Source organism: Collinsella ihumii (assembly GCF_030385545.1).
Lineage (GTDB): Bacteria > Actinomycetota > Coriobacteriia > Coriobacteriales > Coriobacteriaceae > Collinsella > Collinsella ihumii.
Genome location: NZ_JAUEIQ010000016.1, coordinates 1 through 11,829 on the forward strand (window position 1 = coordinate 1; position 11,829 = coordinate 11,829).

The following is an 11,829-nucleotide window of genomic DNA, read 5'->3' on the forward strand; positions in this document are numbered from 1 at the left end:
CCATTTCACCCGTTTTGTGTCATCGGCCTCTGCCCCTCATCTTTTGGAGGGGCGTTCGGGAGATGTTGCAGCGCGCCGTACGCGTCTAGCAGTTGCCGGTGTAGACGTGTTCGAGGTGCCGACGCACCACGTTGGCGAGGCGGTAGACCGCATCCACGGGCGTCGGCCCGCGATCGGTGAGGCGCCAGCGCGGGAAGAAGCGCGTGACGTGGTAGGTGACGGTGTCACGCCCGCGTCCCTCATCAAGCGATGCGAGCCAGCGGGCCATCGCATCGATCTCCTCCTCGGTGTCGTTCATGCCGGGAACGACGAGCGTCGTGACCTCGAGATGGCAGGCGGGATCGGCCGCAAGGCGCGCGATGGTGCCCTTCACGCGGGAGAGCGCGTGTGCGGGCGCGCCGCAGGCGTCGTAGAACCCGTCGGTAAACCCCTTGAGATCGATATTCGCCGCGTCGATGAGCCCCGCGAGCCCGTCGAGCACGCTCGGTTCGACGCATCCGTTCGACACCAAGACGTTCACAAGCCCCGCCTCGTGCGCCAGCCGCGCGCAATCGCGCACGTACTCCCATCCCACGAGCGGCTCGTTGTAGGTGTAGGCGATTCCGATCACGCGGCCGTCGCGGTCGCGCGCGTCGCGGGTGATGGCGACGAGCTCGTCGGGAGCGATCTCGCGCCAAGGGACGCCCGCATCGTCGGCTTGCGAGATCTCCGCGTTCTGGCAAAACGGGCATCGCAGGTTGCAGCCAAAGCTTCCGGCCGACACCACGAGGGTGCCGGGCCTGTAGCGCGCGAGCGGCTTCTTCTCGATGGGGTCGAGCGCCAGCGAGGTGACGCGCCCGTAGTTTACGGGCACCACCGCGCCGCCGACGTTGCGTCGGGCCCGGCACGCTCCAAGGCGCCCCGGCGCCAGGCGGCATCGGTGCGGGCAGGTGCCGCAGGTTGCGTACGCGGCTGCTTCCATGGTCCCCTCCTTCGACGGGCGCCTCGAGGCGCGCCCGCGTCTCCCTATACGTGGCGCGTGACGGTGAACCGCTCGAGCGTGATGCTCGGGTCGTCCGGGTCGATGCCGCCCTTGCGCGCGGCGATGCCGATCTGCTCCGCGACCGTGTCGATGCCGTCGAGGTCCGGCAGCAGCAGCCCGCGCCGCCCTCTGCTTGCGCTCACGATGACGCCGTAGCGGGCGGGGTCGAGCTCTTCGGGCCCCGCGATCGCCTCGGGTTCCGACAGCACGTCGACATCGTAGACCAGCTCCGCGAGCTCGTCTTCTTCCACGGGGGAGAAGCGCGGGTCGCGGCATCCGGCCGAGATCGCGTTCGCGCAGATCTCCTCGGCAAGGCTGTCGCGCACGGGCAGGATGGTCCCGATGCAGCCGCGTAGCTGCCCGTTCATCTTGAGCGAGACGAAGGCGCCGGCGCGCGTCGAGAACAGCTCGTCGGGAAGCGCCCCGGCGAGATCTGCCGGCAGGTCCCGGTTGGGATCGATGCGCCACCCGTCGCGGACGTAGGATTCGAGCGAGTAGCGCGCGAGCCGCACCCACGGGCTCTCGGCGCAGCGGCGCCTGTCCATGTCCGCCGCATGCCACGCCTCGTACCGATCGCCGATGGCGCGCGAGGCATCCGAGCCTCCCGCCCCGGTGGGGGTGAACGCGGCGATGCCGTATCCCACGCCGAAGGGCCCCTCATAGGAAAGTAGCTCGGATCGGATGGGCGTGCGGTCGAGCGCGCCCGCCATGATCTGGAACGAGCGCAGCCCGCATTCGGCGGCGCGCTCGCACATGCCGCGGTCCGCAGTCATCAGAGCCAGGAAGTCGCCCTCCTCGAAGGCATGGCAGACGAGCTCGTCGAAGGCGGGGCCGTCGGGGGTGTATCCGTAGGGTCCGTCCTCGGCGAGCTTGTGCGACAGGTCGCCCGACGCGACGTAGACGCAGCGCCGCCCCAGCGTATCGGCCGTGTGCTGGACAAGCTGGCCCAAGCGGTAGTGGTCGCGCGGGGAGAGCCCGGACAGCCCGATGCGGACCAGCCGGTACGTCGGCAGGTCGTCGCCCGCATCGCGACGGCGCGCGTACTCCTCCTGGATGAAGTGGAGCGGCACGAGCACGCCCCAGTCGAGCTCGGGGTCCCGCTCGCCGGCGGTGCCGGCGGCAAGGCCGCAGGCGTCTGCCGCCTCGCACAGCGCGCCGACGAGCTCCCGGTCGTAGGCGACTCGGCTCCCGTCGGCGCGATCCCCGAACTGGGCGAACGTTCCGGCCGCACCGCTGCCACCCGAGATGTGCAGGTAGTCGAGGTACGACGTCGAGTGCGGGCTCGAGAGCACGATGGTGTCGGGCGCGATCTCGGCGACGCGCCGCGCCACCTCGCGATAGGCGTCGACGGTGGCCTGGATGCCCGCCTCGCGCCCATGCCCGACTCCGGGAACGATCAGCGGTGGATGCGGAACGGCGAATGCGGCGCATATCGACATAAGACCATCTCCTCGCTAGGTGACTACCTTCTAGTGTGCCCATTTTTGTGAGGGCATCTTTTGATGCCGCGATTTCACTGGTCGCATGTGAGGAGCCGCAGATCAAGGAAAACGCTGATCCAACCGGCACAAATCGGGGACGCGGTCGGGCAATCGAGTGTACGGTATGGGAACGCCAGTCGATTGACGGTACGGTATGGGAACGTTTTTCACCCAAAAACGTTCCCATACCGTACCGTCGATAGGGCGGTGTTACCTATACGTACCGCCGATTCGAGCGTTGCCCGGAGCGCGCGGTAGATGGGGCATGCCTCGGTAGCGGCTGGTGCAAACTTAGTCGATTGGTGTTTTCCTTAACCGTGCCTTGACACTTGTGCAGAGACCGTGCGACGCGGCGAGGCAGGTATATTCGTGCACACGCTGTGCAATAATGCACACGGAGTGAAATTGCAACCGAAAGGACTGCATGCCACAAACCGATTTCAAGTGCGACCGCCGGTCGCTGCGCTCGCAGCACGCGCTGCTCGGCGCGCTCGTCCGGCAGCTCAGCGCGGGCGAGGACCTGTCGCGCATCACGGTGGCGTCGCTCACCGAGTGCGCGGGCCTGACGCGGCGCACGTTCTACTCCCATTACAAGGACATTCCCGATTTCGTCGAGCAGGTGGAGTCCGTCCTGCTCGAAGACATCGGAGAGCTCGTGGCGCGCATTGGCGCCTCGACGCTGCCGGAGCTCTATCGCACCATCGATGAGCTGGCTCCCGCCCCCGGCTCCGTCGAGCTGCTCGACTACCTGCGCAAGCACTGCGAGCTCATCGGATCGCTTCTTGGTCCCGGCGGAGACCCGGCGTTCATCAAGAAGCTCATCGACCTGGCGCGCGCGGCGGTCGCCGACCGCATGCAGACCGGTATCTTCCCCGGTGCGCTGGGCGCCTTCTTCGACTACTACCTCAGCTATGTCGTCACCGCCGAGGTCGGCGTGATCCAGCGCTGGTTCGAGACCGGCCTCAAGGAGAGCCCCGAGACCATGGCGCGCATCATGACGGTCATCGCCTTCGTGCGCCCCGGCGACCTGTACGGCATGCCCATCGACATCAACGTGCCGGAATACGGCATGAAGCTTCTCAACCTGCAACTCGAGAACGAGGGGAACTAAATGAGCGACGAGATCAAGATCGGTGTTGTCCCCGAGGGCAGCATCTGGAATCCCGAGGCCGCCTACGGCACGCTCCACCTGGGCATCGATGTGGGCTCCACCACGGTCAAGCTCGCGGTCCTGAACGACGACAACCAGATCGTCTACGCCAAGTACCAGCGCCACCACACCGACGTGCGCGCCTGCGCGCGCGACCTGTTCGTGGGCGCGGCCGGCCTGCTCGAGCGCACGCCCATGACCTGCGCCATCACCGGCTCGGGCGGTCTTCTGCTCAGCCAGTGGCTCGGCCTGGAGTTCGTGCAGGAGGTCATCGCGAGCAAGCGCGCCGTGGAGACCCTGATCCCCGCGACCGATGTCGCCATCGAGCTCGGCGGCGAGGACGCCAAGATCATCTACTTCGACCAGGGCATCGAGCAGCGCATGAACGGCACCTGCGCCGGCGGCACGGGCGCGTTCATCGACCAGATGGCCACGCTGCTGCACACCGACGCGTCCGGCCTGAACGAGCTCGCCCGCGAGGCGACGACCATCTACCCGATCGCCTCCCGCTGCGGCGTGTTCGCCAAGACCGACGTCCAGCCCCTGCTGAACGAGGGCGCGGCGCCCGCAGACGTCGCCGCCTCCATCTTCCAGGCCGTCGTCACGCAGACCATCTCGGGCCTCGCGTGCGGCCGCCCCATCCGCGGCAACGTCGCGTTCCTCGGCGGCCCGCTGCAGTACCTCTCCGAGCTGCGTAAGCGGTTCTACATCACGCTCGAGCTCGATGAGGAGCACCGCATCGTGCCCGAGAACGCGCACCTGTTCGTGGCGAGCGGCGCCGCCATGGCGCACGAGTCCAACAAGCTCGCAACGTTCCCCGAGCTCATCGAGGCCATCGACGCGCTCGGCGACACGCAGGGCTCCGAGGTCGCGCGCCTCGACGCGCTGTTCGCCGACGAGGAGGCGTACCGCGCGTTCAAGGAGCGCCACGACCGCGAGGTCGTGCCCAAGGGCGACCTAGCGACCTATACGGGCGCCCGCGTGTTCATCGGCATCGACGCCGGCTCCACCACGATGAAGGCCGCCATGGTGGGCGAGGACGGCCAGCTGCTGCACACGTGGTACGGCAACAACAACGGCGACATCCTCGGCACGGCCAAGACCATCATGGCCGACTTCTACGCGCATATCCCTGCCGGCTGCACCATCGGGCACGTGACCACGACCGGCTACGGCGAGGCGCTGCTCATCGAGGCGCTCAAGGCCGACTCCGGTGAGATCGAGACCGTGGCCCACCTGCGCGGCGCCCGCGCGTTCCTCCCCGGCGTCCAGTTCATCCTGGACATCGGCGGCCAGGACATGAAGTGCCTGCGCGTGCGCGACGGCGTCATCGAGCACATCATGCTGAACGAGGCCTGCTCGTCGGGTTGCGGCAGCTTCATCGAGAGCTTCGCGGTGTCCATGAACATGGACGTCGTGCAGTTCGCGAAGGAGGCCATCGGCGCCAAGAACCCGGTCGACCTGGGCAGCCGCTGCACCGTCTTCATGAACTCCCGCGTCAAGCAGGCACAGAAGGAGGGCGCCACGGTGGGCGACATCGCCGCGGGCCTGTCCTACTCCGTCATCAAAAACGCCCTGTTCAAGGTCATCAAGCTGCGCGACCCGTCCGAGATCGGCGACCAGGTCATCGTCCAGGGCGGCACCTTCATGTCCGACGCGACCCTGCGCGCCTTCGAGCTGCTCACCGGCCTTGACGCCGTGCGCCCCGACATCGCCGGCTGCATGGGGGCCTACGGCGCCGCCCTGCTCGCGCGCGACCGCGCCGGCGCCACCGGTGTCTCGACCATCCTGACCGCCGGCGAGATCGCCGACCTCACCGTCACGCAGAAGCACGCGCGCTGCGGCCGCTGCTCCAACAACTGCCAGCTCACCATCAACGACTTCGGCGGCGGCCGCCGCTTCATCACGGGCAACCGCTGCGAGAAGGGCGCGGGGCACAAGAAGAGCAAGACCGAGGCCCCGAACCTGTTCAAGAAGAAAAACGAGCTGCTGTTCGACCGTGAGTGCCTGGACGCCGACGAGGCCCCGCGCGGCACGGTGGGTATCCCGCGCGCACTCAACATGTACGAGGACTACCCGTTCTGGCACGCGTTCTTCACCAAGCTCGGCTTCTCGGTCGTGCTGTCGGACGACTCCACCAAGAAGACCTACGAGGCGGGCATCGAGTCGATGCCGTCGGAGTCCGTGTGCTATCCGGCCAAGCTCTCCCACGGCCACATCATGAACCTCATCGACAAGGATCCGGACTTCATCTGGATGCCCTGCATCCGCAAGGAGCGCAAGGAGGACGAGGCCGCGGGCAACTGCTACAACTGCCCGATCGTCATGAGCTACCCCACGGCGCTCGGCTTGAACATCGACGAGCTCGCCGAGAAGAACATCGAGTTCATGTACCCGTTCGTGCCGTATAACGACCGCGTGGCGCTCAAGCGCCGCCTGTACGAGGTGCTCGCCGAGCAGCGCGTGTCCGATGCCGAGGCCGGCCGCGGCCGCGTGCGCGGACCCAAGCTGACGCGCCGAGAGGTCGACGACGCCGTCAACTACGCCTACGAGGTGGACGCCGCTTTCCATGAGCAGATCCAGACGATGGGCGAGGAGGCCATCCACTGGATCGAGGAGCACGGCGGCCACGGCATCGTGCTGGCCGGCCGCCCCTACCACAACGATCCCGAGATCAACCACGCGCTGCCCGAGCTCATCGCGAGCTTCGGTTTCGCCGTGCTCACGGAGGACTCCGTGGCGCACCTCGTCAAGCCCGACCGTCCCATCCGCGTCGTGGACCAGTGGATGTACCACAGCCGCCTGTATCGCGCGGCCAAGCTCGTGACGCTGCGCAACGACCTCGATCTCATCCAGCTGAACTCCTTCGGCTGCGGCCTGGACGCGCTGACCACCGACCAGGTGCAGGAGATCCTCGAGGGCTCCGGCAAGATCTACACCGTGCTCAAGATCGACGAGGTGTCGAACCTCGGCGCGGCACGCATCCGCATCCGCTCGCTCATGGCCGCCTTGAAGGACCAGGAGGCCGAGCGCGCTGCCGAGGCCGCTGCCGCCGGCGAGGCCTACGAGCAGGGCGATGCCGCGCCGGTTGCCCCGAGCGACGAGGCGCCGGTGTTCGCCACGCACAAGTACGCCCTGTCCGCGCAGCGCCGCGCCGCCTCCGCCGCGTTCCCCAAGGTCAAGTTCACCGAGCAGATGCGCCGTGACGGCTACACGATCCTGTGCCCGCAGATGGCGCCGATCCACTTCGACCTGGTGAAAGAGGTCTTCCGCAAGAACGGCTACAACCTGGAGCTTCTGCCCTCCACCGATCGCGGCGCGGTCGAGGCGGGCCTGAAGTACGTGAACAACGACATCTGCTACCCGTCGATTCTCGTCACGGGCCAGATCATGGAGGCCATCGAGTCCGGCCGCTACGACCTGTCGCGCACCGCCGTCATCATCTCGCAGACCGGCGGCGGCTGCCGCGCGACGAACTACATCGCGCTCATCCGCAAGGCGCTGAAGGATTCCGGCCACCCCGAGATTCCGGTCATCTCCATCTCCGCCGTGAAGCTCGACGAGGACAACCCCGGCTTCAAGGTGACGCCGCAGATCCTGAAGGCCGCCGTCTACGCGGTGCTCTACGGCGACGTCATGATGCAGATGCTCTACCGCTGCCGCCCCTACGAGGTCGAGCCGGGCGCGGCCAACGCGCTGTACGAGAAGTACATGGCCAAGGCGCGCGAGATGGCGCCGACCTTCACGCGCCACAGCTACACCAAGCTCGTGCGCGAGAGCGTGCGGGCGTTCGACACCATGCCGCTCAAGGGCGAGGGAACCAAGCCGCGCGTGGGCGTGGTGGGCGAGATCCTCGTGAAGTTCCATCCCACGGCCAACAACCATGTGGTCGATGTCATCGAGCACGAGGGCTGCGAGGCCGTGGTCCCGGGCCTGCTCGACTTCTTCCTGTTCGCGATGAGCGGCGCCGAGAACGATAAGGGCGAGCTCGGCAGCTCCGGTACGCAGCGCACGGCCATGGCCGCCCTCATCAAGCTGATCGACTGGATGCGCGGACCCGCCGACGAGATCCTCGAGAAGTCGAAGCGCTTCGAGCGCCCTGAGCCCATCAGCGCGCTTGCCGCCAAGGCGAGCCAGGTGCTCTCCCTGTGCAACACGATGGGCGAGGGCTGGCTGCTCACGGCGGAGATGCTCGACCTGATCGATCACGGCGCGCCGAACATCATCTGCACCCAGCCGTTCGCCTGCCTGCCGAACCACGTCGTGGGCAAGTCGGTCATCAAGGAGCTGCGCCGCCGCCATCCCGAGAGCAACATCGTCGCCGTGGACTACGATCCGGGCGCTTCCGAGGTCAACCAGCTCAACCGCATCAAGCTCATGATCTCGGTCGCCAAGGAGAACATGCGCGCCGGCAAGGGCTTCACGCTCGAGCACATCAAGCCGCTGGAGATGGACGCCGTCGACTCCAAGTTCCGCCCGCACCACGCCGAGGACGACGACACGCGCAACCCGCTCCACGATCGCGGCGACTCCTGCCGCGCGTGCGGCGCGGTATCCGAGGATGCCGTGGCCGCCGTGGCCGACCGCCTGGGCAAGGGCGTCGGCAAGTAACGACCTATCCGACACGACAGCTTGCATAAGGGCCGCTCCCCACGGGGCGGCCCACTTTTTAACAGCGCCACCCGAGCAGGGGGTTATTCAAATTGGGGACGTACCTGAAATTTGCACTTTTGCAAATCGGGGACACACCTTCGGCGTGCGCCCGAGCTGTCTTCCCGTGATCGTGCGCAGCGTTGGGGCCTACCGCGCTCGCCCGTTCTCGCGCCGCTTCGCGCGCTCCTGCACCTCGTAGACGGCAAGCTCCCAGCGCTTGCGCTCGCCTTTGGCGACGGTGTCCAAGATGGCGCCCGTGCTGAGCGACAGAGCGGCGCAGAACATGAGCGCGGCGGCGAGTATGGCCGAGGGCACGCGGCTCACATAGGCTGTCGCAAGGTATTCGAGGATGACCGGCACGCCCGCCACCAGGCCGCATGCGGCGAAGAGCAGGGCTGCGAGCGTGAAGAACTTCAGCGGCCGGTAATCCTTGAAGAGCGATCCGATGGCCACGAGCACGCGTATGCCGTCCGAGACCGTCGAGAGCTTCGAGAAGCTGCCGGCCGGACGGTCGCGATAGGCGATGGGGATCTCGAGGATGCGCCAGTGCTTGTCGACGGCCTGGATCGACATCTCGCATTCGATCTGGAACCCGACCGAGAGCACGGGCATCGTCTTGACGAACAGACGGGAAAACGCGCGGTACCCGGTCATGACGTCGTGGAAGCTGTATCCGTAGATCCAGTGGATGAGCCAGCGCACGAGGTTGTTGCCGAAGGCGTGGAAGGCACGCGTGTTCTCGTGCTCGTAGGTGCCGTTCGTCAGGCGGTCTCCCACCGCCATGTCCGCCTCGCCTCTGAGTATCGGTTCGATCAGGGCGCGGGCGGCCTCGGCGGGATAGGTGTCGTCGCCGTCGACGAGCACGTAGCAGTCGGCCTCGATATCGCGAAACATCTGCCGGACGGTCACGCCCTTGCCCTGGCGCGGTTCGAAGCGGACGATGGCGCCGTGCTCCCGCGCGATCTCGGAGGTGCGATCGGACGAATTGTTGTCGTAGACGTAGATGTCGGCCTCGGGCAGGGCGCGCCTGAAATCATCGACGACGGTGCCGATCGTCAGCTCTTCGTTGTAGCAGGGGACCAGCACGGCGATGCGCGGGGCGACCGCGCTAGCCTCGGGCGGCTGCGGCGCATCGGATGGACGGTCATGACGGTTCATTGCGGGTCACCTCTCTTAAGAAGCATCGGCCGATTCACGCCGCGTCCGGCGTCGTCGCGCCGGGAGCCTGCGGGCCCTGTGCGCACGGGCGATCGGCCGGCGCCATCCCCGGTGCGCACGCGCCGCTCACGGCATACGCGAACGCGAAGGGCACGAGGACGGCGAGCGGGTAGGCGTAGCGGAAGTACGTTGCGGCGTTGCAGGGGCCGATGAGGGTGATGAGGAGGACCGCCCACATGGGGGCGAGCACCACGGCCATCCGGCCCTGTCGCGTGTGCGCGGCGTAGGCGGTCAGCGCGATCAGGCCCCAGCAGTACAGAGCCGCCTGCATGGTCAGCGTGGTGAGCGGCAGCTTTTGGAACGCGGTGCGCCAAAGCGTGCACAGGCCGTCCAGCGCGCGCACGACCGGATGGTCCGGCGCGGAGAACGAGAAATAGGGCGTGAGCATCTCCCAGTCCATGACCTCGCGGCTGAAATCCGAGGTGTACGACCAGCTGGAGGCATGGCCCGCATAGAAGTAGGCATAGTAGTTGGCGGCGGTCGCCTCGAGATAGCAGACGGGGTCGCGCGCAAACTCGCTCGCCCAGACGCGGAAATAGGCCGCAAGGTCCTCGGCGGTCGCGTCCTCGTTGAAGGTGTTCTTCACCGCATCCGACTTGTTCGGGTTGTACGCTACGCCGATGGCATCGATGTCGAGCACGGCCCCGATGGCGTCGCGTTCCTCCCGGCTCAGCTCCCCTTCGTGCTCCCGCACGTAGCGCGCCGTCTGCTGGAAGGGGATGGACAGGACCTCGCGACGGCTGCCGGGCGTGATGCCGAGGGCAGGGTAGACGATGCCGGTGAGCGCGACGTTGACGGCGACGGCCGCACCGAGCGTCCCGAGCGCGATGCGAAGCCCGCGGCGCGCGCCGGTGCGGGCTTCGCCGCGTCGGCTGCCGCGCAGGCAGACGAGCGCCGCGGGGACGATTCCCGCGGCGGCGATGGCGAGCGCGCCGTTGCGCGTGAGGGTGATGCCGAGGGCGCTTGCGGCGAGCAGGGCGATGTCGCGGCCGCCGAACGCCGCGCCCTCGGTGCGCTGGGCGCGAACGAGCAGGACGAGCTGCGTGACGAACAGGAGCAGCGCCGCTGCGAACAGGACGTCTTTGGTGATGAGGACGGCGTAGTTCGAATAGACCGGCACGACGAGCACGAAGGCGAAGGCCGCCATGCGTGCCGCCCGCGGGCAGCCGATCCGTGCGAGCGCGGCAAGGGCGTGGGCATACGAGCAGATGACGGCGGTGAATTGCAGGCAGGTGAACAGGAACGCGCCGGCGTTCTCGCTGCCCCAAAGCGCCATGCCGAGCTGGACGCACGAGCCGATGAGCGCCGTGGTGAGCGGCGGGTGGTGCTGCGTGAGGATGGTCGTGCCCGGATCGATCAGGTTGAGGTAGGAGCTCGCGTTGTTGGGGTGGCCGAACCACTGGAGGATCTGCGTTCCCGTGTCCCACATGAAAAGGCCCGGGGCGTAGCCGATCAGGCACGGCAGCCAGGCGAGGGCGAGCAGGGCGGCGGGAAGCGCGAAGGGGTGGCGGTCGAAGACGAACGCGGCGGCGCGGGATGCGGGGCTGGGCCTCGCGCCGCACCCGGTCGGTTCCGCATCTGCTGCCGCCCGGGCGCGGTCGAGCAGCCGGAAGAGGTAGACGATGCCGATGCGGGCGAGCAGCAGCCATCCGATGAAGCTGAGCGCGGCCTTGATTCCCTCGGATATGCCGCCGCAGACGAGCTCGGCGGAGCCGGCGACATCGAAGCTGCGCCCGAACACCATGGCGAGCGCGAACAGGGCGGGCACGACCCAGGTGGACGCGCCCCGCATGCGGGGGCGGTCCGCGTCGCGACCGAGATAGACGGTCGCCGCCGGCCGGGCGAGCAGCAGGCCGAACGCCACGACAAGCAAGCTGCCCTCGCGTCCGGGAAACGAGCAGAGCACCTCGAGCGCGATATAGACGGCGCCCGTGGCATGGGGCCACAGCGCCTCGACCGCCTTGGTGGGCACCGGGGCGAGATCGACGGAGACGAGCAGGGCACAGAGTAGACCGAGCAGGCATGCGTACAGGGTGCGCCTGGTGTCGCGCTTGCTCGCAAGCTGACGTTCCATACCTCTCCTCAGCAAAATCGGTCCTCCGTAAGTCTCGGAAAGTCTAGCAGGGGGGGGGTACGCGCAACCTCATGGCAATAAACCATGACAAGAACGTAAGGGCTTCTTAAGACCGGGTTTATTCAAATAAACGGGTGCCGCGTCGGCACCTTCCCCAGGGCCTTGCGCGGGGCGGGATAGCATCCCGGCACGTCCAAGCGAGGGGGTCAATGACACAAACTGGGCAGTTTGG

Annotated in this window: 6 protein-coding genes; 2 read left to right on the forward strand and 4 right to left on the reverse strand. The window is 67.3% G+C overall.

Annotated elements, in window-relative coordinates; all coding sequences use genetic code 11:
• Positions 1 to 85 precede the first annotated feature (85 nt).
• Together amrS and amrA are read right to left on the reverse strand one after the other, a co-directional pair.
• Complete coding sequence (amrS, locus tag QVN30_RS11240) at positions 86 to 961, reverse strand: AmmeMemoRadiSam system radical SAM enzyme (RefSeq protein WP_289836428.1); 876 nt, start codon at positions 959 to 961, stop codon at positions 86 to 88.
• A gap of 44 nt (positions 962 to 1,005) precedes the next feature.
• The gene (gene amrA / locus QVN30_RS11245; RefSeq protein WP_289836429.1) at positions 1,006 to 2,460 is read right to left on the reverse strand and encodes an AmmeMemoRadiSam system protein A; all 1,455 of its coding nucleotides are present in this window, start codon (positions 2,458 to 2,460) and stop codon (positions 1,006 to 1,008) included.
• 466 nt (positions 2,461 to 2,926) lie between these two features.
• Here amrA and QVN30_RS11250 point away from each other — a divergent pair, with 466 nt between their 5' ends.
• Complete coding sequence (locus tag QVN30_RS11250; protein WP_289827792.1) at positions 2,927 to 3,613, forward strand: TetR/AcrR family transcriptional regulator; 687 nt, start codon at positions 2,927 to 2,929, stop codon at positions 3,611 to 3,613.
• Entirely contained in the window at positions 3,614 to 8,263 is a 4,650-nt protein-coding gene (locus tag QVN30_RS11255; RefSeq protein WP_289836431.1) for a 2-hydroxyacyl-CoA dehydratase, read from the forward strand.
• A gap of 189 nt (positions 8,264 to 8,452) precedes the next feature.
• Here the strand turns inward: QVN30_RS11255 and QVN30_RS11260 are convergent, their stop codons facing one another.
• Complete coding sequence (locus QVN30_RS11260; RefSeq protein WP_289836432.1) at positions 8,453 to 9,463, reverse strand: glycosyltransferase family 2 protein; 1,011 nt, start codon at positions 9,461 to 9,463, stop codon at positions 8,453 to 8,455.
• A 34-nt stretch (positions 9,464 to 9,497) separates the two neighbouring features.
• Positions 9,498 to 11,597: a DUF6020 family protein gene (locus QVN30_RS11265; protein ID WP_289836433.1), complete on the reverse strand. Its 2,100-nt coding sequence runs from the start codon at positions 11,595 to 11,597 to the stop codon at positions 9,498 to 9,500.
• Between the last annotated feature and the right edge of the window lie 232 nt (positions 11,598 to 11,829).

What these genes read in the sequence shown, in the direction of transcription:
- amrS (WP_289836428.1), bottom strand. Translation starts at nt 961, where the DNA reads ATGGAAGCAGCCGCGTACGCAACCTGCGGCACCTGCCCGCACCGATGC.
- amrA (WP_289836429.1), bottom strand. Translation starts at nt 2,460, where the DNA reads ATGTCGATATGCGCCGCATTCGCCGTTCCGCATCCACCGCTGATCGTT.
- QVN30_RS11250 (WP_289827792.1), top strand. Translation starts at nt 2,927, where the DNA reads ATGCCACAAACCGATTTCAAGTGCGACCGCCGGTCGCTGCGCTCGCAG.
- QVN30_RS11255 (WP_289836431.1), top strand. Translation starts at nt 3,614, where the DNA reads ATGAGCGACGAGATCAAGATCGGTGTTGTCCCCGAGGGCAGCATCTGG.
- QVN30_RS11260 (WP_289836432.1), bottom strand. Translation starts at nt 9,463, where the DNA reads ATGAACCGTCATGACCGTCCATCCGATGCGCCGCAGCCGCCCGAGGCT.
- QVN30_RS11265 (WP_289836433.1), bottom strand. Translation starts at nt 11,597, where the DNA reads ATGGAACGTCAGCTTGCGAGCAAGCGCGACACCAGGCGCACCCTGTAC.